Origin of the sequence: Mesorhizobium sp. L2C066B000, assembly GCF_000502335.1 — a bacterium.
Lineage (GTDB): Bacteria > Pseudomonadota > Alphaproteobacteria > Rhizobiales > Rhizobiaceae > Mesorhizobium.
The window spans coordinates 1,796,865-1,816,934 of sequence record NZ_AYWZ01000001.1 but is presented as its reverse complement, the minus strand read 5'-3'; the positions used below and the strand labels follow the sequence as shown (position 1 = coordinate 1,816,934).

The 20,070-nt window shown below is 61.3% G+C and carries 20 protein-coding genes and 1 tRNA gene; 13 read left to right on the top strand and 8 right to left on the bottom strand.

Going from position 1 to position 20,070, the window contains the following annotated elements; translation table 11 throughout:
- Positions 1-4: 4 nt before the first annotated feature.
- The 3 genes from X733_RS157590 to X733_RS157600 all read left to right on the top strand — a co-directional run bounded on the left by X733_RS157590 (position 5) and on the right by X733_RS157600 (position 3,879).
- The gene (locus X733_RS157590) at positions 5-1,408 is read left to right on the top strand and encodes an aminopeptidase P family N-terminal domain-containing protein (protein WP_031193129.1); all 1,404 of its coding nucleotides are present in this window, start codon (positions 5-7) and stop codon (positions 1,406-1,408) included.
- Between the two features lie 100 nt (positions 1,409-1,508).
- A complete protein-coding gene (locus tag X733_RS157595) occupies positions 1,509-2,582 on the top strand; it encodes an alpha/beta hydrolase (protein ID WP_023695396.1) in 1,074 nt (357 codons plus the stop codon).
- A 133-nt stretch (positions 2,583-2,715) separates the two neighbouring features.
- Positions 2,716-3,879 carry an alpha/beta hydrolase gene (locus X733_RS157600; RefSeq protein ID WP_023818172.1) on the top strand — a complete coding sequence of 388 codons (1,164 nt, stop codon included), beginning with the start codon at positions 2,716-2,718 and terminating at the stop codon, positions 3,877-3,879.
- A gap of 23 nt (positions 3,880-3,902) precedes the next feature.
- Here X733_RS157600 and ade read toward each other — a convergent pair whose 3' ends face one another.
- Positions 3,903-5,714 (bottom strand): adenine deaminase, encoded by a 1,812-nt coding sequence (ade, locus tag X733_RS157605; RefSeq protein WP_023818171.1) that lies wholly within the window; start codon positions 5,712-5,714, stop codon positions 3,903-3,905.
- Between the two features lie 261 nt (positions 5,715-5,975).
- Here ade and X733_RS157610 point away from each other — a divergent pair, with 261 nt between their 5' ends.
- Together X733_RS157610 and X733_RS157615 are read left to right on the top strand one after the other, a co-directional pair.
- Positions 5,976-6,827, top strand: coding sequence for an alpha/beta hydrolase (locus tag X733_RS157610; protein WP_023818170.1), 852 nt, complete (start codon positions 5,976-5,978; stop codon positions 6,825-6,827).
- A gap of 129 nt (positions 6,828-6,956) precedes the next feature.
- Positions 6,957-7,619, top strand: coding sequence for an outer membrane protein (locus X733_RS157615; RefSeq protein WP_023691195.1), 663 nt, complete (start codon positions 6,957-6,959; stop codon positions 7,617-7,619).
- A 384-nt stretch (positions 7,620-8,003) separates the two neighbouring features.
- On the opposite strand, the gene X733_RS01000000165970 is transcribed toward X733_RS157615, so the two are convergent.
- Positions 8,004-8,744, bottom strand: a complete 741-nt coding sequence (locus X733_RS01000000165970) for a DUF4145 domain-containing protein (RefSeq protein ID WP_196813701.1) — start codon at positions 8,742-8,744, stop codon at positions 8,004-8,006.
- Positions 8,745-8,771: 27 nt separating this feature from the next.
- Positions 8,772-8,857, bottom strand: a tRNA-Leu gene (locus X733_RS157620).
- 965 nt (positions 8,858-9,822) lie between these two features.
- On the opposite strand from X733_RS157620, the gene X733_RS157625 reads away from it, so the two are divergent.
- Positions 9,823-10,014, top strand: coding sequence for a hypothetical protein (locus tag X733_RS157625; protein WP_023667524.1), 192 nt, complete (start codon positions 9,823-9,825; stop codon positions 10,012-10,014).
- Between the two features lie 1,298 nt (positions 10,015-11,312).
- Here X733_RS157625 and X733_RS157630 read toward each other — a convergent pair.
- Positions 11,313-12,176 carry an ATP-dependent DNA ligase gene (locus tag X733_RS157630; protein WP_023818169.1) on the bottom strand — a complete coding sequence of 288 codons (864 nt, stop codon included), beginning with the start codon at positions 12,174-12,176 and terminating at the stop codon, positions 11,313-11,315.
- A gap of 86 nt (positions 12,177-12,262) precedes the next feature.
- Here X733_RS157630 and X733_RS157635 point away from each other — a divergent pair, with 86 nt between their 5' ends.
- Complete coding sequence (locus X733_RS157635) at positions 12,263-12,484, top strand: hypothetical protein (protein ID WP_023681532.1); 222 nt, start codon at positions 12,263-12,265, stop codon at positions 12,482-12,484.
- A gap of 724 nt (positions 12,485-13,208) precedes the next feature.
- Entirely contained in the window at positions 13,209-13,397 is a 189-nt protein-coding gene (locus tag X733_RS1000000169435; protein WP_023688348.1) for a hypothetical protein, read from the top strand.
- Between the two features lie 279 nt (positions 13,398-13,676).
- Here the strand turns inward: X733_RS1000000169435 and X733_RS157640 are convergent, their stop codons facing one another.
- Together X733_RS157640 and X733_RS157645 are read right to left on the bottom strand one after the other, a co-directional pair.
- Positions 13,677-14,648, bottom strand: a complete 972-nt coding sequence (locus X733_RS157640) for an ATP-grasp fold amidoligase family protein (RefSeq protein WP_023818168.1) — start codon at positions 14,646-14,648, stop codon at positions 13,677-13,679.
- 88 nt (positions 14,649-14,736) lie between these two features.
- Positions 14,737-15,315, bottom strand: a complete 579-nt coding sequence (locus X733_RS157645) for an NUDIX domain-containing protein (protein ID WP_023688346.1) — start codon at positions 15,313-15,315, stop codon at positions 14,737-14,739.
- Positions 15,316-15,458: 143 nt separating this feature from the next.
- Here X733_RS157645 and X733_RS157650 point away from each other — a divergent pair, with 143 nt between their 5' ends.
- From X733_RS157650 to X733_RS157665, 4 genes are all read left to right on the top strand, one after another.
- Positions 15,459-16,556, top strand: coding sequence for an NADH:flavin oxidoreductase/NADH oxidase (locus X733_RS157650; RefSeq protein ID WP_023701165.1), 1,098 nt, complete (start codon positions 15,459-15,461; stop codon positions 16,554-16,556).
- A 124-nt stretch (positions 16,557-16,680) separates the two neighbouring features.
- The gene (locus tag X733_RS157655) at positions 16,681-16,995 is read left to right on the top strand and encodes an SH3 domain-containing protein (RefSeq protein WP_023818167.1); all 315 of its coding nucleotides are present in this window, start codon (positions 16,681-16,683) and stop codon (positions 16,993-16,995) included.
- An 84-nt stretch (positions 16,996-17,079) separates the two neighbouring features.
- Positions 17,080-17,358: a DUF982 domain-containing protein gene (locus tag X733_RS157660; RefSeq protein ID WP_032891817.1), complete on the top strand. Its 279-nt coding sequence runs from the start codon at positions 17,080-17,082 to the stop codon at positions 17,356-17,358.
- A gap of 59 nt (positions 17,359-17,417) precedes the next feature.
- Entirely contained in the window at positions 17,418-17,657 is a 240-nt protein-coding gene (locus X733_RS157665; RefSeq protein ID WP_023667535.1) for a DUF2188 domain-containing protein, read from the top strand.
- 119 nt (positions 17,658-17,776) lie between these two features.
- Here X733_RS157665 and X733_RS157670 read toward each other — a convergent pair whose 3' ends face one another.
- Both X733_RS157670 and X733_RS21385 read right to left on the bottom strand, forming a co-directional pair.
- Positions 17,777-18,049 carry a hypothetical protein gene (locus X733_RS157670; RefSeq protein ID WP_023688343.1) on the bottom strand — a complete coding sequence of 91 codons (273 nt, stop codon included), beginning with the start codon at positions 18,047-18,049 and terminating at the stop codon, positions 17,777-17,779.
- Positions 18,050-18,114: 65 nt separating this feature from the next.
- On the bottom strand, positions 18,115-19,116 hold the full coding sequence (locus X733_RS21385; RefSeq protein ID WP_050588625.1) for an alpha/beta hydrolase: 1,002 nt from the start codon (positions 19,114-19,116) through the stop codon (positions 18,115-18,117).
- 174 nt (positions 19,117-19,290) lie between these two features.
- Between X733_RS21385 and X733_RS157675 the strand changes: the two genes are divergently transcribed.
- Positions 19,291-20,031, top strand: a complete 741-nt coding sequence (locus X733_RS157675) for a competence/damage-inducible protein A (protein ID WP_023667538.1) — start codon at positions 19,291-19,293, stop codon at positions 20,029-20,031.
- Positions 20,032-20,070 lie beyond the last annotated feature (39 nt).

Here is a 20,070-nt window from a genome sequence, read left to right as displayed (position 1 = left end):
CTTCATGCCTGTTTCGGCTGTCGCCCTGAAGACCGTAGACCTTCCTGAATTCGGCGAGCCAACAGTGATGCCGCTAGTTCAGCGGCGGACCTACGAAGCGCGCATCGAGGCTCTGCTGGCGCGCGGCGCCGAGGCCGGGCTCGACGCCTTTGCCGTCTATGGCGACCGCGAGCACGCGGCCAATGTCGCCTATCTCAGTGGTTACGATCCGCGTTTCGAGGAGACGCTGCTGGTCATCGTTCCCGGCAGCCAGCCAAAGCTTCTCGTCGGCAATGAGGGTTGGGGCTATGCCGAAATCTGCGACGGGCCTTACGAGCGCGTCCTTTACCAGACCTTCTCGCTGCCGGCGCAGCCACGCGACCGCTCCGCCTCGCTTGCCGACACACTTGCCGCCTGCGGCCTGAAAGCCGGCCAGCAGATCGGCGCCATCGGCTGGAAGCCGTTCGGCCCCGCCGATGGCGGCTTTGGCGAGACGACGCTCGACCTGCCGTCCTTCATCGCCGATACGCTGCCCACACTGGCCGGCGACAGAGGCGCGGTGGTCAACGCCGCCAACCTGTTGATGAATCCATCCGACGGTCTACGCGCCATCAACGAGGCAGACCAATTGGCGTCCTTCGAATTCGCCGCGACCTTTTCCTCGCAGGGCCTGCGCAACGTGCTTGGGAATATTGAGCCCGGCATGAGCGAATTGCAGGCCGCGCGGCTGATGGGGATCAACGGCCTGCCCCTTTGCTGCCACCCGATGCTGTCCGCCGGCAGGCGTGCGCCCTACGGCTTGCCTAGCCCGCGCCTCGACATCATCAAGCGCGGCGATCCCGTCACCATGGCGTACGGCATCCAGGGCTCGCTCAACGCCCGCGCCGGCTTCCTGGTCGAGAGCGCTGCGGAACTGCCGCGCGAGATCGACGACTATATCGACAAGCTGGTCGCGCCCTATTTCGCCGCCGTCGTCGACTGGTACGAGACCATCGGCATCGGGGTTGCCGGCGGAGCGCTTTGGAAAGCCGTGCATGACCGCATAGGCGACCCGTTCTTCGGCGTCTCGCTCAATCCCGGCCATCTCGTCCATATCGACGAATGGATGCATTCGCCGGTGTTTTCGGGCTCGGACATCAAGCTGGGGTCCGGCATGGCGCTGCAGGTCGACATCATTCCGGCGACCGGAACCAGCTATTTCACCACCAACATCGAGGACGGTATCGCGCTTGCCGATGAGGCGTTGCGCGAGGAGATCGCGGCCCGTTATCCCGAGGCATGGCGCCGCATCGAGGCGCGCCGCGCCTTCATGGGCGATGTGCTCGGCATCAGGCTCAAGCCCGAGGTATTGCCCTTCTCCAACATCCCCGCGTTCCTGCCGCCATTCTGGCTTTCGCGCAACAGTGCGATGACCGTGGCTCGACGCTGACCACATTTCGGCTGGACACGACTTACTTCTGCCGCACTCTCACTGTCCGGGAGGTGCCGCGGGGGTATATGGGCCTTTTGGCCGGAGTGGAATTTTTGACGTGCGTTTGAAGACGATTTGCATTCTTGCACTTGCCCTGTTGATCGCCGGCTGCGGCGGCCGCAAAACCGAGGAACTGCTCGGCAGCGCCGTCATGTCCACGCCGGTGACCGAAATCTCGGGCAATCACTCGATCTTCATTGCCACCACACGCAAGAAATCCGACGATCCCAACAAAGTTTTCGACGGCGAACGCTCGGCGACGCTGAACTATGCCCGCGTCACCGTCACCGTTCCCGGCACCCACCAGACCGGCCAGATCGAGCGCCGCTCGCGCGGCAAGTCGAACGACCCGGCGAAATACTTCATGGCTTCCGAGGTCGTCGGCTACGATGCGCAGCCTCAATTCTCAAGCGCGCTCAACGCCGACATCGCCGCGCGCGGCGGCCGCGTCATGGTCTTCGTGCATGGCTACAACACCGGCTTCGACGACGCGGTCTACCGCCTGACCCAGATCGTCCACGATTCCGGCTATCCCGGCACGCCGGTGCTGTTTTCCTGGGCATCGGGCGCCAGAACCACCGACTATGTCTATGACAAGGAAAGCGCCAGCGCCGCCCGCGATCAGCTGGAGGTGACATTGCGCATGCTGCAGCAGTCCGGCGCGCGGCGCATCGACATCGTCGCCCACTCGCTCGGAACCTGGGTGACCATGGAAACGCTTCGCCAGATGGCCATCACCGGCGACCGCGATCTCGGCGGCAAGCTCGGCGATGTCGTGCTGGCTTCTCCCGACATCGACGTCGACGTCTTCAAGAGCCAGATGCGCCGCTACGGCAAGCCGGACAAGCCGTTCATCCTGCTGCTCTCCGACGACGACCGGGCGCTGCGGCTCTCGGGCCTGATCGCCGGCTCGCGGCCACGCGTCGGCGACTACAAGGATGCCGCCGACCTCGCCGCTTATGGCGTCACCGTGGTCGACCTCTCAAAGGTCAAGGGAGGCGACAGCTTCAACCACACCAAATTCGCCGACAATCCCGAACTGGTGAAGATGATCGGCCAGCGGCTGCGCGAGGATGACGGCTTTGCCAGCGACCAGACGGTGACCGACCGTATCAGCGCGCTCGGACAATAAGGCTGTCGCCTTGCGGCGACCGTCGCCGCGTGAGGTCGCGAATGCCGCTCGGCCCGATCACTTTCAACTGGACCGGGCCGGTCTCTGCCTCTACGACATTGAAATCGGCGCCAATGCGCCAGCGGGAGCCCGCGTGAACGAGCGTTGGAAGACTGTCCTTGTCCTTGCGTTCGCGCTCGCTGCCGCCGGCTGCGCCGGCCCGAACACCCATGACCTGTTGAACAAGACGACGGTTTCGGTGCCTGCCTCCGACATCGCGGCCACCCACGAAATTTTCGTCGCCACCACCCGCAAGCAGGCGACCAAGGACCCACGCCAGGTGTTCGATGGCGATCGCTCGCTGACCACCAGCTACGCCCGCGTCGACGTCACCGTGCCGAAGGTCCACCAGGTCGGCGCCATCGAGCGCGCCAAGGGCTCGGCCAATTCGAACCCGGCCAAGCAATTCACCGCCACCGACGTCGTCCACTATGGCGACGCCTCGCAATTCGCCAAGGCCGTCGGCGCCAACATCGCCATGAATGGCGACCGCGCGCTGGTCTTCGTCCACGGCTTCAACAACGGCTTCGACGATGGGGTCTACCGGCTGACACAGATCGCCCACGACACCGAATATCCGGGTACGCCGATCTTGTTTTCGTGGGCTTCGAGCGGCAAGACCACGGGCTATATCTACGACAAGGACAGCGCCAACGCCGCGCGCGACGACCTCGAGGCGACGCTCAGGATGCTCGCCAAGACAAAGGTCAAGAGCATCGACATCATCGCGCATTCGATGGGAACCTGGGTGACGATGGAAGCGCTGCGCCAGCTCGCCATCACCGGCGACCGCGATCTCGACGGCAAGCTCGGCCGTGTCGTCCTGGCATCGCCCGATATCGATGTCGACGTCTTCAAGAAGCAGATGATCCGCTACGGCAAGCCCGACAGGCCGTTCGTCATCCTGCTTTCCGCCGACGACCGTGCTCTGAGACTGTCCAGTCTGCTATCCGGCGACAAGCCGCGCGTCGGCGACTACGGCAACGCCGCCGACATTGCCAGTTACGGCGTCGTTGTGGCCGACCTCAGCCAGATCAAGGGCGGCGACCGCCTGAACCACGCCAAATTCGCCGACAACCCGTTCCTGGTGCAATTGCTCGGCGACCGTCTGCGCGCTCCAGCCGGCCTGGCATCGGACGAACCCACGCAGGGCCAGATCGACAATCTCGGCCGAGGCCTCGGCAAGGCAGTCGGATCCGTCGCCGAGGTCATCATCACCACGCCATTCAAGGTGCTGACCATCGCCACCGGCGGATGAGAGCCAAAGCACCGGGGCTGATCTCAGATAAACAAACCGACCTTCTGGAACGTCGTCACGTCGATCAGGCCGACATCGGAAATCCTGAGTTCCGGGATGACGACCAGCGCCAGCAGCGAGTGCTGCATGTAGGCGTTGTTGAGCGAGCAGCCCATCTTGCGCATCGCTTCGGTGAGTTTCTCGGCCTTGGCCGCCACGATTTCCGCCCGCTCGTCCGACATCAGCCCGGCGATCGGCATTTCGACCAGCGCAAGCTCCTTGCCCATTGAAAACAGCACCACGCCGCCACCGACCTCGCCCAGCCGGTTGACGGCCAGCGCCATGTCTTCCTTGTTGGTGCCGACGCAGATGATGTGGTGGGCATCATGTGCGACGCTCGACGCCATGGCGCAGTCGCCCATATAGCCGAAGCCTGAGACGAAGGCATTGGTGACGCCGCCGGTGCCGCGGTGGCGCTCGACCAGCGCGATCTGGCAGATGTCGTTGCGGCGGTCCATGGCGACCAGCCCGTCCTCGACCGGCAGGTCGGCCTCCAGCGCCCGCGTCGGCGCCTGGTTTTCGATCACGCCGATGACCCGCACCCGCACCTCGTTGGCGCCCTTGGGCGCCGCAATGTCGAAGTCGCCTGGCTTCAGCTTCTTGCCGAGCTTGACGGTGTTCTTCGCCGATTTGGGGTAATCATAGGCCGGAATGTCGATCTCGAGCTTGCCGCCCTTGGCCAGCCTGATACCGCGGCCATAGACCTCGTCGATGGTCATGGCGGCAAGATCGGAGACGATCAGCAGATCGGCCAGCCGTCCCGGCGCGATCGAGCCCAGTTCGCGCTCCAGCTTGAAATGCTGGGCGGTATTCAGCGTCGCCATCTGGATCGCCGTCACCGGCTTCAATCCCTGTTGGATGGCGTGGCGCACCACCCGGTCCATATGGCCTTCATGCACCAGCGTGCCGGAATGGCTGTCGTCGGTGCACAGGATGAAGTTGCGCGGGTCGAGCCCGCTCTCGGTCACCGCCTTGATCTGCGAGGCAACATCGTACCAGGCCGAGCCCAGCCGCAGCATTGCCTTCATGCCCTGGCGCACGCGGGCGATCGCGTCCTCGGCGCGCGTGCCTTCATGGTCGTCCTCCGGCCCGCCGGCGACATAGCCATGGAACGGCAGGCCGAGATCGCGCGACGCATAGTGGCCGCCGACCGTCTTGCCGGCCTTGATCGTTGCGGCGATCTCGCCCGACATCACCGGATCGTTGGCCACGACACCGGGAAAATTCATCACTTCGCCGAGCCCGATTATGTTTTCCCAGGTCATCGCCTCGGTGACATCGGCGACCGTCAGTTCGGCCCCGGCATGCTCCAGACCCGGCGCCGACGGCACGCATGACGGCATCTGGACGTGCACGTTGATCGGCATGGCGACGGCCTCGTCATGCATCAGCCGCACGCCGGGCAGACCCAGCACATTGGCGATCTCGTGCGGATCGATGAACATCGAGGTGGTGCCGTGCGGGATGACGGCGCGGCAGAACTCGGTCACCGTCACCATGCCGCTCTCGACATGCATGTGCGCGTCGCACAGGCCGGGCACGAGATAGCGGCCGCCGGCATCGACCACCTTGGTGCCCTGGCCGATGGCATGGCTGGCATTCGGCCCGCAATAGGCGAAGCGGCCGCCTGATATGGCGATGTCGGTGCCGGCGATGATTTCGCCCGAATGCACGTTCACCCAGCGGCCGTTTCGGATGACGAGGTCGGCCGGCTTGCGCCCCGTCGCGACATCGACCAGATGCGTCGCCATCTCGGTCCAGGGTTTGGGTTTCGTCGCCGACGGCTGCTTGGCCATGAAAGACTCCTGTTTGCCAGACTGTGCCAAGCCGGCAAGGTTTTGGCCAGCGATCACGGACGAAATCCGCTCGATGAGATTCGCCCGGGCGGATGCGCCGCACCTGCTCACCCCGATGGCAGGCATCAACGGTGCGGTCATTCAGTTTGGCTTGTGCCGGCACTTATGTTACCATTCTGGCGATGGTGCTGATTTGCGCCGACGACCCGCCGCGAGGCGGGTTTTTGTTATGATGAGGCCGAGACCTCCTGAGGTGAAGTCATGATCCGGTTCCTGAAAGCATTCGCCTTCGTCACCCTGTTCCTGATCTCGTCCGGCTTTGCATCCGCCGAGGAGCGTTGGCAGACCTTGCCGGAGCCGGCGGCGATGCCCAAACCGGATCAGAGCGGCTATGCGCCGGTCAACGGCATTCAGATGTACTATGCCGTTTTCGGCGCCGGTGATCCGATTCTCCTGATTCATGGCGGCCTTGGCCATGGCGACATCTGGGCAAGCCAGGTGGCGACGATGTCCAAGACGCACAAGGTTATCATCGCCGACAGCCGCGGCCATGGCCGCTCTACCCGCACCGAGCAAGCTTACGGCTATGACCTCATGGCGTCGGACTATCTTGCGCTGCTCGACTATCTCAAGATCGACAAGACCGCTCTTGTCGGCTGGAGCGACGGCGGCATTATCGGCATCGACATCGCGCTGCATCATCCGGAGCGGCTGACACGGCTCTTTGCGCAGGCCGCCAACGTCACCACCGATGGCGTCGATCCGGGTGTGCTGACCAACAAGACCTTTGCCGCCTATATCGACCGCTCGGGCCGCGACTACAAGAAACTGTCGAAGACTCCCGACCAGTACGATGCCTTCGTGGCGCAGATCAGCCACATGTGGGAGTCGGAGCCGGCCTGGACCAAGGAACAGCTCGGCAAGATAACCACGCCGACCGCGATCGTTGCCGGCGACCATGACGAGGCGATCAAGCGCGAACACACCGAATACATGGCCTCCGTCATTCCGGGCGCCAAGCTCATCATCCTGCCCAACGCCAGCCATTTCGCCATGCTGCAGGCGCCGGACGAATATAGCAAGGCGGCGCTGGACTTCATCGACGCCAAATAGCGCCTCCCAAGATAGAGCACCCAGCGCAGCAACGGGTGCTTCCGATTGTTGAACAATGGGTTCCGTTTTGCGGCGAATAGGATTACCTTCCGGCAAGGCGCCTTCTGAACCGCCTTTTCGGAGAACTCGATGCGGTGTCTGACGATTGCCAGTGCCGGATTTCTGATCGCTCTGGCCGCGCCGGCATTCGCCGCCGACCCGATGGCGGTGCCGATGACCGAACCAGGCTTCGACTGGACCGGCTACTATGCCGGCCTGCAGGCCGGCTACGGCTGGGGCCAGTCCGACATATCAGTGACGGAAGGCGCGCCGTTTTCCATCTCGCCCGACATTGACGGCGGTTTCGTCGGCGGCCATGTCGCCGGCCTGTGGCAGTTCGATCAGGCGGTGCTCGGCGCCGAGGCGGAGCTCAATTATTCCGCCGTCGACGGTACGGCGGTATCAGGCCTTGGAAGCACATTCCGCACGGACATCAAGTGGTTCGGATCTGTAAACGCCAAAGCGGGCTTCGCCATGGACCGCGTGCTGGTCTATGGCGTCGGCGGCGTCGCCTTTGCCGGCATCGAAACTTCGCAAGTCGCGGGCGCGTCGTTCGCCGGCACACGCACGAATGTCGGCTGGACCTTGGGCGCCGGCGTTGACTATGCGCTGACCGACAAATTCATCGTCGGCGCGCAATATCGCTATTACGATTTCGGCTCCGAGCACTATGACGTGGCGGAACCCTTCAACGATCGGGATCAGGATGTGAAACTGAACGCGGTCGGTATCAATCTCAGCTACAAATTCTGAGCGTTCTCGGCGACTGAGATTTTCGCGACAACCAACTGTTTTGCCATCACGAACCACCTTTCATGAGTCCGACACTCGGCAAAAGATGGCTTGACGGGTTTTCGCTGGCGTCTGAAAAGGGCTGGCCTGCGGACGTGGCGGAATTGGTAGACGCAAGGGACTTAAAAAGGGATTTGTCACGTCCCGAGCATTTTCAAAGGCTTAGCAGTACGCAGGAAACGCCGACATGCGTTCCGATTGTGTTCAAGAGTTTCAACCGTTTAAGTTGAATAAACTAAGTGACTGTTTCCCTTGTGGATTGCGCTGCCACATGTGCAATGATCCCATTGGAGTGACCGTTGCAATCGCGAGTGCATGATGTGGGGAATTTTGTGGGACAAAAACTTAACCGGCAGCACTATCCGGGTCGACTTTGGCGGCAATTTTGGCATTCTTTTGTTGCGTTCTCTTGCCGTCCAAGAGCGCCTTTAGCTGCGAACTATGTTCTTTGCGACGATCCCGCTCGATATACCAGACTTTGAAAAGCTCCTCGATCAGACCAATCAAGAGCGCCGCCTCGTTTGGATCGACGTCGATGATGACATCAACGTTTTTGTCCATGTGAGCCCCTATGTCCCCGACCCCACGAACCGCTTGAATGTCGTCCCAGACCTGGCTGTTAATCTTGTCTTTTACGAAAGACAATTCTGCACCTAGGTCGCCTCGCCTGTTTTGCGGGATTTCGAAATAATCTCTCACAATGCCCTGCAAACAGCGTCGCGACAAAGCTGCGGACGCGGCTCCACTGACAGGAAGCACCAAGACTGCCTCTCGATACGTTTTTTGTATCGCTTCTGGAATTGAAACCGGGAGGGGCATGACCTTGCCTTCCGGCCAAAGCCGATGCTGGTGGACGATACTGCCCCATTGCATCTGTCTTTGTGCGGGATGGGAAAAATTTCGAATTACAAGATCAATCGACAACTCGCGACAGTTTGGGTTCGGACATGAAACAGAGAACACGCGCAGTTTGACTGCCCCGTGTTTTGATCGAAGATTTAACATCGCATGGTCGTCGGTGCTGTCGCCATCGTTGATTGTGGTGAAGGTTCCACAATACGAGCACTCCCAATTCATTGCAGCCATGCCGTTTCTTCCCATTACGCTCTGGTATGGTGCGGGCGGCGGGACTTGAACCCGCACGGCCTAGGGCCTCCGGATTTTAAGTCCGGTGTGTATACCAATTTCACCACGCCCGCAGTCCTCGCAGATTTAGTTGGACCCGCCCTGTTTGGAAAGCGAAAAAGGCGGTTCCCATATGTGGGAAATCAGTGGGAAATCCCCACAATTTTTGGCAATTTGTGGGAGACGTTGAATGCGCAAACCCTTGCCTTGCAACGAACGTTCAGAAGCCCAAGGGACTTAAAATCCCTCGATCTCTGATCGTACGGGTTCGATTCCCGTCGTCCGCACCATTTGAAATGCTTAGGATTTGTTCTGTAAGAACTCACTGGCTACCATAGAAAAGGCTGACGCGGGTAGCAACTGAAGAGTTTTTAACACTCTTGCTGGAATACCTGCTGCAACACTCCTGTCCGTAGCAACCGACCGCGCGGCCAGGTCAAGGCACTCCCTTAGGAGCCGGCTGGGGCCGCAGCGGCCTCAACCCGGTGGGCATGCTCCGTCGCGATTTTAAGAAGAGTTGCAGCCGTTTCCTGTGGCGTCCAACCTTGCGCTTCTGACGCAGTCACCAAGGCCGCAAACGCGGCTTCTAATGCGACTTCACAGTTCACCCCACGGTCTGGGCTATCCTCTGGCAATATCGGGGGTTCGACGGATTGGGACATGGTGAGTTCTTTCAAAGGGGAAAAACCCGCCGCCCCAGCCTTTTGCCACTTGAAAATTTCAGCAAAGGATCATTCCAGCTATCAGCAGCGTGATTAGAACTGACAACGGCACGGCCAGAAGACCGACCAACTCAACATTTCTTGTGTTTTGTCGCTTGTCCATCTTCGTCGCCCGCATGTCGTTGGCTTTGGCATCTTGCCGTCAACGTGCAGCTGTTGGAACCAACCACAAGTGCCGCTGATCGGAGATTCAGTCGGTGCTGCATATTAGCAACACATTGTGGAACGATCGGGCGGCATCAGCCAATTGCTTTTGAATGCGCTTGCACTTGCTTCGTACGATTCCGTACAGTTTTCCCCATTGGGGGAGGCGGCCGATGGACCATGACGAGGAAGGCTACAGCATTGACGCCTTCGATTTCGATGTGGTGTGCGAGACCTTCAGGAGATCCGTTCGGGAGCTGAACCTGGCTGAAGAGCATTGGGTAGACCACGCGAAGGCGCTCCTACGGGAATTCACCGACAGCGCACCTGACGACGACATGATTAGCCGGATCGTCGGGCGCTAGTGGCCTATACAGCCCTAGTTGGTTAGAATCGTACCCCGGTCCTGCCACGAAAACCTTTTCCAAGGTTTGCCGCGTCATAGAGGCATCACAGAAGCTCTCGGAACAGATTGCCCAGCGCGGAGGCCTATTAACTAAAAAAGCTCGCCACCTTGAGGCAACGGGCATCGCCAATGCCCTCAGAGAGCCCTGCCTGGACGTGTGGCGTCCTGTCCGGCCCTCGCCATTGATTTCGTCGGCAAGCTTGTCTTTGGCCTCGTGATAAGTCTTGAAGTTGGCATCGGGATGGCAATCGCCGGCTGCCAAGGATGCCGGGCCGCTGGCCGACCTATCAGTTAGGCGTCCGTAGCCAGAGCGTTATAAAGCAGCAAACACGCCAGGATAGAAACGGCGCTGCCTAGCAGCTGGTCTGCCGTCAGGCCGGAAAAATAGACAAGATGAAACGTCACCATCGCTCTACCAATCACGGTTCGGAACACTGCCGAATTAACCGTTAGCCGACGCTAATGTTCCGCTCTGGACTCACTACCGCTTTGGAAGAATCCTGCCGCAGCGATCAGCGCCCCGCCGACCTTGATCTCAACGTCGGTGCCACAAGGCTTCCTTCGTTCGCATGGTTCGCAGAGATTAGCACGATCGCATACTCTCATCTCATCCGGCGTCGTCTCCCTCACAAAGCAGCGCCGGTAAGGCTCGGCGACCTTCTTGTTTGTCCCGTGTGCCAAAGGAGGTCGCCGGGCCTGCCGTTGCTCATCTTTGCTGGTGGCTGCTCCTGATGGCTGCGCTTGGCGCCGTCGCCCTACTGCTACCTGCGGGGTAAGGCCGGCGAGCCCTCTTGTCAGGCAGTCCGGCATGTAGGATTATAGTCCTCGTTGCGGCGACCCCTCAATGGAGAGCGCCAATGGCCAGAACCAAACCTTCGGAACAACTTTCCCGGGCTGAAATCGAGCGCTTCCTGGCGGCAGCCGAAGCGCTGCACAAGAGCATCGTCGGGCCGCTCCTGGCGTATCACAGCGAGCACTACCAAGCTCTACGTGAGGTCCATCGACCGCTGTTGAAGTCGATTGAGACCATTACCNACAACTTTCCCGGGCTGAAATCGAGCGCTTCCTGGCGGCAGCCGAAGCGCTGCACAAGAGCATCGTCGGGCCGCTCCTGGCGTACCACGGCGAGCACTACCAAGCTCTACGTAAGGTCCATGGACCCCTGTTGAAGTCGATCGAGACCATCACCGGCCAGAGGGCGAAGTTCATCCAGTGGAACGGGACAGGACCGGCACAGCCCCGGGACAAGCCTCCGGGCTAAGTCTCCTCCCGGAAATCCAGCAGCTTGGCATGGCGAAGCTTCTCCTCGCCCTTCAGGAACCGCACGCGGCCGACCAGGCCCGGCTTTAGCCATTCGGCCTTGTCACTTTTGAGCCCTTTCGGCGCCGGCCCGCCAATCTTGCCTTGCACGCGGTCCCATAGGCGCTGGCGCTTGTCCGCCTTGAAGGTGACGAAGGCGCCGCCGGCATAGTGGCCTTTGTCGGCCATCAGCACCATGGCAGGCTTGCCGGGCTCGCGCTGCACGCCGATGATGTCCATCTCCTTTTCGGCATAGCACTTGATCTTGCGCCAGTTCGTCGTCGGACCCGACCGATACTTGCTGCCCTTCCGCTTTGAAACGATACCTTCAAGCCCAGCCTGGTCGACCAGGTAAAAGACGGGGTCGCCAGTGCCCGGCATCGCTTCGCTGAACTGAATTCGGCCGCCGTCCGGGATCAACGCCCGGAGTATCTCGCGACGGTCTTCCACCGGCGTGTTCCGCAAGTCATGCCCGTTCAGGTGCAAGAGGTCGAATGCTAGCAGATACAGATCGCGCGACGGCTTGCGGCTGGTCGCGGCTAATTGATGCGCATGGAAGTCGGATAGGCCAGCCTCATTGATCGTAATGGTCTCGCCGTCGATGATGAAGTCTTTCGCCTCGATCGCTTCCGCCTCACCGGCAAGTTGGATGTAGCGGCCCGTCCAATCATAACCGTTCTTGGTGATCAGCCGAATCCCTTCATCATCCTTGATGACCTGGGTGCGGTAGCCATCGAATTTGATCTCATGAATCCAATCATCGCCCATCGGCGGCGTGTCGACCAGTTCGGGTTCCATGGGCTTGATGAATTTCAGACGCATGCACTGACTCTCAGAACTGCGACTTCAATTAGCAATTGCTAAATTAGTTCCGGAACATTTTAGACGAATTGGATGTTTGAAGGGCTATGAAGATCGAAGCCGACCAATGCCGGGCAGCGCTGACGCTCATCCGGCGCACAATGGAAGAGCACTGTCCGCCTGGCGTGCTGCCGAGCGAAGAGATGGTCAATGGGCTCTATGGTCCGGAACTAATCCATGAGGCGGAAGCCATTGCCGCCGGCATCGTCGCAACCATTGACCAGCTGCAATTGCCCGTGATGAAACCGCCGTCCCCTAGTATCAAATAGAGACCGACACAGGGAAGGTCGCTTGGCCGCGCGATCGTGGGCTCGCAACGACCGGCGAGGCGATGCCGGCCTCACCAAGGGTTACAGCCCCTCGACCAGCAGCGAAGGCGGCTCGCGGCAGTGCAACGCCCGAAGTGTTTCGAGACGACGATGTCCACCGAGCGTAGCCAGCGCGCGTTGTGCTGCACAAGGACCGAGGCAGCGGCACGGCCGCCCGGGCTACTCCAAAGGCGGCTCTTCGCTCTGTGGAGCCAAAACGGTGATATCCATCCTGGCGATTGTCGATGCGGCGCGCCCCTGGGCGCCAGAATCCGTGTCGCCACTTTCTGCCGCCATTGCCTTGGCGCGATGTCCTACGCTGTCTGCGCTTTTGCCTGGCGCAAATCCTTCGCCCGGTTCTGTCTTTGCGGGTTTCGGTCGAGTTTCAGCTGCCTGCCGATGTTGGTTTCCAATCGCCGAGACCATTGATACCTCCCCTTGATGAGGCCGCGACTGTACCTGTCAAGGCTGTAGCGAGGCTGATCACTTAAGTGGTCGGGTTGCGCCCGCTCGTAGTGGCCCTCCGATCACTGGGCGCTCGATGCCTTGGCGCTCGCGGACGTCTGGTCGGGTGGGAAGTTCAAACTCAGCCGCCCTTTGCGGCACCGGTTTCGCCCGACAACTAGGAACGATTTCGGCCGCCATGTGTTACGCAATCATGAATCTCGCGGATCCCGGATCAACAATGGCAACCGATCTTTTCACGATGCAACTCGCTGATGCTCAGCAGCGCATCAAACAGACCGAGTTCGCGCTGGTACTCAGCGAGAAAATGGTGGCTGAGAACCTCGCTTTATCCAGCAGGATACGATCGGCGAGGCGGCGTGTCCTGAAGGCCGGAAGGCCTCTGGCGACAGTCGACTCAACAAGCTGAAAGAGTTCTTCAAATGATCTCGACCCAGTCGGGACGTGGGAGAGCTTGCCGGTAACCTTAGCGGTAATCGGCCGAGTCGCAGCAGGAAGCGCGCCGAAAACTTGCTCGACGAAGACTGCGGCGTCGCTATGAACGCTACGGCTCAGTTGAGGCAGCACTTCGAAATCACGGCTATTGACCTGCTGAGCTATCAGTTTCCCTCGATCTCTAATCGTATGGGTTCTCCGCACCACCCTTCGCTCTTCGAGCTTCGGGTAGCACGCCACCAAGGCAGCCATCTCAAACGTCGAGATAGCCGGCGGCGACGAGCATTGCCTTGTACCGTTGGGCAAATCGGCTGGGCAAACGGCTGAGGTAACCTGACGCGCCAATATCCCAATGCGCGCCCAGTTCGCTGTCGAAGACAGCCGGGTCGAATTGCAGCAAGCCGCTGCGTGGGTAGACCGTGAATTCTCCGAAGATCGGCTCCCCCTCCTCCTCGTAGAAATCGACACGCACCATGTCGAACTCGCTGCCGAGCGCCTCGGCTGCCTCGATCATCCGCGCCAGGCTCTTGGGAGGGGGAATTTCCAGGCTCGAGTCGATCGCGCCCTGGGCAATGTTCAGCGGGCGCCAATCGCGATCCAGGTGGGCGGTATTCTTGGCCGTGGAACGGAAGGCGACGACGACGATGTAGGCGACGCGGCCAGCCAGCACACAGAATTTGTAGTCGACCGGGTCATAATCCTGGTCCTTGCCGACAAGCGCTTCGGCGAAAACCCGCCGCTCTATGTGCGCATAGCTGCGCTCCAGCTTGCGGGCGCCATAGGTTTGGCCAAGGTATTCCGTCATCTCGGCAATGATCGCCTCCCGGTCGGCGTTGGCCGGATCGCGAACGATGACATTCATGGCGCAACCGTGGTTGCATTTGACGGCGTATGGGATTTTCAGGTCATCGAAGGGGATCTGGCGCGGATCGTCGCCCTGCCACAGCACCTCCGGGATGGCGAGCCCGGGAAGCCGCTCCCTGACGATTTCCTTGGACTTGAGCTTGTCGAGAAGGCCGATAAAGCGAGGATCGTCATCGAAAATCTTGCGCCAGTGGACCTTTTCCGTGAACGTCACCGGGGCTGCAAAATTCGGCAGATGCCGCATTCGCTCAAGGAAACGCTGGGTCAACCGGCGATAGCGGACAAGCAGCGCGGCGTTCAGCAACAGGAGAGATGCCCGCGCGCTGTTTCGCTTCAGCCATGCCTTTGCGCCACGCGCCATTCCGGTGTCCTTGCAACTTGCGCAACTTCATCCGCGAAGTGGACGGCCACCCTGCCCGCAGCAGTGAGGCACGTCGAGCTTCGCCGAGCTAGCCCTTCATCGGGTACAGTTTCAAATGCTGGATCAGGATGATCGTCTTGGCATCGATGATGCGGCCGTCTGAAATGCCGGCCAGCGCCTCATCAAGCCGCATTTCCAGAACCTCGATGTCCTCGCCCTCGTCGGCCGCGCCGCCGCCGGCCGAGATGCGGTCGGCGGGTGAATAGCGCGCCACGAAGAACCACAGCCGTTCGGTGACGCTGCCCGGGCTCATATAGGGGGAAAACAGCCGCTCGATGTTCTGTAGGCGATAGCCGAGCTCTTCCTCGGCCTCCTTGAGGATGGCGGTTTCGGGATCGTTTTTGTCGAGCAGGCCGGCGCAGGCCTCGATCAGCGGTTCGCGGTGGCCGGTGACGTAGGCGGGGTAGCGGAACTGCCGCACCAGAAGCACCGTCTGACGCTCGGGATCGAAAGGCAGGATCACCGCGCCGTCGCCACGATCGTAGGTCTGGCGAATCTGCGTCTCCCACTGCCCGTCGCGCCGACGGTAATCGAGAACAGTCTTCTTCAGGACCGCCCAGTCGTCGGACAGGACTTCCTCCGAGCGGATGCGGATACGATCTTCCATGATGAGCTCCAAGCTGTCGGCGCCATGGCGTAACCGCGAACGGTTTTGCGCGCAACCGAAACGGCGAAGCTTTCACCGCCTCGTGTCTGGTGCCGGCAACTGCCATCGCCTAAATAGCTGCAGTCCCTCTCCGGAGTTTTTTGATGACCGCAGCGCTTTTCCAGCCGATCGCTCTCGACGGCCTGACCTTTCCGAACCGTATCGCGGTGGCGCCGATGTGCCAGTATTCCGCCGAAGATGGCTCGGCCAGCGACTGGCATCTCTATCACTGGATGAACCTGGCGATGTCGGGCGCCGGCATGGTCACCGTCGAGATGACCGACGTCGAACGGCGCGGCCGCATCACCCATGGCTGCCTCGGCCTCTATTCCGACGACAACGAGGCGGCCGCCCGGCGCACGCTGGATGCAGCAAGGCGCGTCGCCGCGCCGGAAACGAAATTCGGCATTCAGCTTGCCCATGCCGGCCGCAAGGCCTCCAACCGAAAGCCCTGGGAAGGCGGCGGCCCATTGCAGCCGGGCGAGGATCCCTGGCAGACCGTCTCGGCCTCGGCCATCGCCTATGACACCGGCTGGAATGTGCCGCATGCGCTGGAGGAGGATGAAATCCTGCAGCTTATCGAGCGCTTCACTCAAGCCGCGAAGCGGGCCGAGCGCGCCGGCTTCGACTTCCTCGAGTTGCACGCCGCGCACGGCTATCTGATCTTCCAGTTCCTGTCGCCGCTTTCCAACCAGCGCACCGACCGCTGGGGCGGCTCGCTGGAAAACCGCATGCGCTTCCTCATCGAGATCGCCAAATCGGTGAGGAAGGCAGTTCCAAACCTGATGCTTGGCGCCCGCCTGTCGGTGAAGGACTGGGTCGATGGCGGCTTCGAGGTCGAAGAGGCGATCGAGGTGGCCAAAGCCTTGAAGGCGCTTGATGTTGCCTATATCTGCTGTTCGAGCGGCGGCAATTCGCCGTTGCAGAAGCTGCCGACCGGCGCCGGCTATCAGGTGCATCTGGCCGAAGCGGTGCGCAAGGGCGCCGGCATCCCGACACGGGCTGTCGGCCTGATCGACGATCCCTCGCAGGCAGAGGCGATCGTCGCCGACGGCCGCGCCGACATAGTCGCGCTGGCCCGCGCCTTCCTCGCCGATCCGCGCTGGGGCTGGCGCGCCGCCGCCACCTTCAGCGAGAAAATCCATCCCGCGCCACAGCTCGCCCGCTCGGTGACGACGATGCAGCATTGGACGAAGGGCTGAACAGGCAGCGCCGACGGATGCGCCAAACGCATCTGCTGGACAGATTGCCGCAGCTTCGCGTTAATCCGCCCGCTATAGTCCCTGGGGGCAGGCCGCCTTGGCGGCCGGATTGGGAGCAAAGTCCATGGCATCAAGGGCAATCTATCCGGCGGCAGCCGCTCTGGTGGTCGCACTGTCGTTCGCCGCGTCGTCTCCGGTCGGCGCGCAATATTGCGAAGGCACGGTGCACGGCCTGTCCAGGCACTACGATCTGGATACCGGCAGCGGGTTTCTCGCCGTGCGCGTACGGCCGAACTCGTCGTCGCGCATGATCGGGCAATTGTTCAACGGCGACCACACGGAGATTTTCGACCGCCGCGGCAACTGGTACCAGGTCGAAATCGGCGGACGGACCGGCCGGGCCAACGCCCACTGGCTGCGCAACGACTGCGGTTACTGAGACCAACGATTGCGGTTGGTGAGACGTTTGGGCGCAGGCTGACGGCCACTTTTGCAACCATATTGGCTGCTTTGCGTTGCGGCCATCATGGATAACAAACCTTTTGAAACCCCGGTCGTGGTCGAACTCGGCCATGTCGGCAAATATCGCCAGATCCGCAGCACCCAGGAAGCGGCGGAGTGTCTGATGACGGTGTGGCCGCTCAATCGCGGCCCGCGCCATCGTGATGCTCTCGACACTTGCCTCAAAGTGCTGGAAGGTTATCGTTCGACGGCCGATGCACGCAGGGCTTTGATCGAAGCGGCCAAGGAATCGGAAGTGCTGGTTCCCGAAGACCGGCTGCCAGACGCCAAGTTGCATTGAAGCCCAGATAGCATTGAATAACGGGCCGCATTGAGCGGACGGACGAACCGGAGGATTTCATGGCGAAGCTGACTTACAAGATCGTCGAGCATGACGGGGGCTGGGCCTACAAGGTCGGTTCGACATTCTCGGAGACATTCCCGACCCACCAGGATGCGCTGCGCGCCGCCGAGATCGCCTCGGCCGAACAGCAGATCGCCGGCGCCACGGACGGCATCCAGTATGAGGATGCCGAAGGCAAGTGGCACGACGAACTGGCCGACGGCCGCGACCGGCCGCAGACCGAAGTTTCCGACTGATCCTTGCCCCTCAGCTTTCGCTGCCGGCCATGGATGCTCGCCTAAGCAATTCCCTTGGGAATTGCGTGTCAAAACAAACAGGCGGGACATCCTGCCGGTCAGTCGAAGCCGCGGCTTGATCACTTGCCGCAATATTGATCGTTCACGTTGGGCCTCACATTTCCATAGGGTCCTGACGGGTCGGAGGCGCACGGCCCCGTAGCGCCGCCATAGCCTTGGCTGCCGTCGGCATTGATGCTGCCGGTGGTGCTCTGGTCGACGGTCGATGACTGCTCGTTCCCGAACGGCCACCAGCTGTGATGGTTGGAATACGTGCTGTCCGATGACTGCGCCATCGCCGATGTGGCAAGACCGATCGTCAGCACGGATGCTGCAAAAACTTTCCTGTACATTGAATTACTCCGTATCCGCCGCCTTGGGTGCGACACGGGGTAAAACCGGATATCAGCCGAATGGTTCAGTGAAATTGTTGTGAGGCTGTGGTGAGGTCTTGGCCGGCGAATGTCCGCTCGGCAATGCGCTTGATGAAGGCGATGACGCGGTCCGGCTCGACGAATTGCGGCATGTGGCCGAGGCCTTCGACCGTCTCGAAATCGAGCCCTTCGATCCTGTCCTTCATCGGCTCCCCATGTATGCGCATGGCGATGACGCGATCGGCTGTCCCGAAGAAAATGCCGGCCGGCATGGCGATCTCTTCATAGCGCTCTTCGATGCGGCCAAGATCCTGTTCGACCGCTACGAAATCGGTGGAGGTTGCATGGAAATGGCTTGGCCTCAGCCCGAGCCATCCGCCGCCATCGATCATGTAGTCGGCGGGAACGGCCTGCGGCGCGAAGATGAACTCCAGTGTCTGCCGCGCATATCTGAGGCTTGTCGGTATCGCGACGGTGTAGGACATGATCCAGCGCCAAAGCCGCGAACGGATATAGAGCAGGCCCGCTTTCTCGCGGGCGCCGGCTTCCAGATGCGTCAGCGGCGCCAGCAAAGCGATGCCGGAAATCGCGCCGGGATGCTCCACGGCCAGGGTCAGCGCGACGGCGCCGCCCAGGGAGTGCCCGACCACAAGCGGCCTTTCCAGCGCGAGCGTTTCGATGAAGCGCCTTATGATCTCGGCCTGCTCAGGCAAGCGGCCGGTGGCTCCTTTGGCCCGCACCGAATAGCCCGATCCCGGCCGGTCGAGCGCGATCAGCCGGCAACCGGGGCCAAAGCGCTCAAACAGCGTGTGGCGAAACTGGTGGAGCTGCGCGCCAAGTCCGTGCACGAACAGGATCGGCCGTCCCTCGCCCGTTTCGACATAATGGATGCGGCTGCCGTCGATCTCGACGAAGTTTCCGCTGGCCGGCACCAGCCTTTCGGCCTTGGCGGCAATCCAGAGCGTAGCGGCCACCAGGCAGGCCACGATGACGAGAGCCAGCACGGACAGGCCGGCGACAAGCCAAAGCAGAATCGATACCAGCATGTTTCACCCGGGAAGCGGACCGGCGCGCACCATCACCCACTGACGAACGCTCGGCAAGGCAGATGGCGGCTTGTGTCGGCATTGCCGCCAGTTCGATGGCGCGCTATCTCAGGCGACCTTCTTTCTGCCTCAGGCGACCTTGTCTGCCAATGGGCCTGTTTGCCGGAGCCTTCCATGCCTGAAATCGTCACTGCCGCCATGCTTGTCATCGGCGACGAGATTCTGTCCGGCCGCACCAAGGATAAAAATATCGGCCACCTCGCCGACATCATGACGGCCATCGGCATCGACCTGAAGGAAGTGCGGATCGTTCCCGACGAGGAGGACGAGATTGTCGCTGCGGTGAATGCCGTGCGCGCCCGCTACACCTATGTCTTCACCACCGGCGGCATTGGCCCAACGCATGACGACATCACCGCCGATTCGATTTCCAAGGCTTTTGGGGTGCCGTGCGAATACGACGCCAAGGCCTATGCCATGCTGGGCGAGAGCTATGCCGCGCGCGGCATCGAATACACCGAGGCCCGCAAGCGCATGTCGCGCATGCCGCGCGGCGCCGACCATATCGACAATCCGGTCTCCGTCGCGCCCGGCTTTCGCATCGGCAACGTCCATGTCATGGCCGGCGTACCGGCGATTTTCCAGGCCATGCTCGACAATGTCGTGCCGACGCTGAAGGCCGGCACCAAGATGCTGTCGGCCACCGTCCATTGCCCGTTCGGCGAAGGCCTGATCGGTGGTCCCCTGGGCGATATCCAGAAGGCGCATCCCGACACCATCATCGGCTCGTATCCGAAATATGGCGACGGCAAGTTCTGGACGGAGCTGGTCGTCCGCGCCCGCAGCCAGGAGGCGCTGGATTCGGCACGCAAGGACGTCGAGGCGATGGTGGCCGGCTTCACCGCCGCCAATTGACCCTGGGTTCGCGGCCCATCGCCGGGCCGGAACCAAGCA

Excerpts from the sequence above, each read along its gene's own strand:
- X733_RS21385 (WP_050588625.1), bottom strand. The coding sequence starts at position 19,116 with ATGCTGGTATCGATTCTGCTTTGGCTTGTCGCCGGCCTGTCCGTGCTG.
- X733_RS157640 (WP_023818168.1), bottom strand. The coding sequence starts at position 14,648 with ATGGCGCGTGGCGCAAAGGCATGGCTGAAGCGAAACAGCGCGCGGGCA.
- X733_RS157675 (WP_023667538.1), top strand. The coding sequence starts at position 19,291 with ATGCCTGAAATCGTCACTGCCGCCATGCTTGTCATCGGCGACGAGATT.
- X733_RS157630 (WP_023818169.1), bottom strand. The coding sequence starts at position 12,176 with ATGCGTCTGAAATTCATCAAGCCCATGGAACCCGAACTGGTCGACACG.
- ade (WP_023818171.1), bottom strand. The coding sequence starts at position 5,714 with ATGGCCAAGCAGCCGTCGGCGACGAAACCCAAACCCTGGACCGAGATG.
- X733_RS157670 (WP_023688343.1), bottom strand. The coding sequence starts at position 18,049 with ATGTACAGGAAAGTTTTTGCAGCATCCGTGCTGACGATCGGTCTTGCC.
- X733_RS157590 (WP_031193129.1), top strand. The coding sequence starts at position 5 with ATGCCTGTTTCGGCTGTCGCCCTGAAGACCGTAGACCTTCCTGAATTC.
- X733_RS157635 (WP_023681532.1), top strand. The coding sequence starts at position 12,263 with ATGAAGATCGAAGCCGACCAATGCCGGGCAGCGCTGACGCTCATCCGG.
- X733_RS157665 (WP_023667535.1), top strand. The coding sequence starts at position 17,418 with ATGGCGAAGCTGACTTACAAGATCGTCGAGCATGACGGGGGCTGGGCC.
- X733_RS157615 (WP_023691195.1), top strand. The coding sequence starts at position 6,957 with ATGCGGTGTCTGACGATTGCCAGTGCCGGATTTCTGATCGCTCTGGCC.
- X733_RS01000000165970 (WP_196813701.1), bottom strand. The coding sequence starts at position 8,744 with ATGGCTGCAATGAATTGGGAGTGCTCGTATTGTGGAACCTTCACCACA.
- X733_RS157610 (WP_023818170.1), top strand. The coding sequence starts at position 5,976 with ATGATCCGGTTCCTGAAAGCATTCGCCTTCGTCACCCTGTTCCTGATC.
- X733_RS157650 (WP_023701165.1), top strand. The coding sequence starts at position 15,459 with ATGACCGCAGCGCTTTTCCAGCCGATCGCTCTCGACGGCCTGACCTTT.
- X733_RS1000000169435 (WP_023688348.1), top strand. The coding sequence starts at position 13,209 with ATGGCAACCGATCTTTTCACGATGCAACTCGCTGATGCTCAGCAGCGC.
- X733_RS157645 (WP_023688346.1), bottom strand. The coding sequence starts at position 15,315 with ATGGAAGATCGTATCCGCATCCGCTCGGAGGAAGTCCTGTCCGACGAC.
- X733_RS157625 (WP_023667524.1), top strand. The coding sequence starts at position 9,823 with ATGGACCATGACGAGGAAGGCTACAGCATTGACGCCTTCGATTTCGAT.
- X733_RS157655 (WP_023818167.1), top strand. The coding sequence starts at position 16,681 with ATGGCATCAAGGGCAATCTATCCGGCGGCAGCCGCTCTGGTGGTCGCA.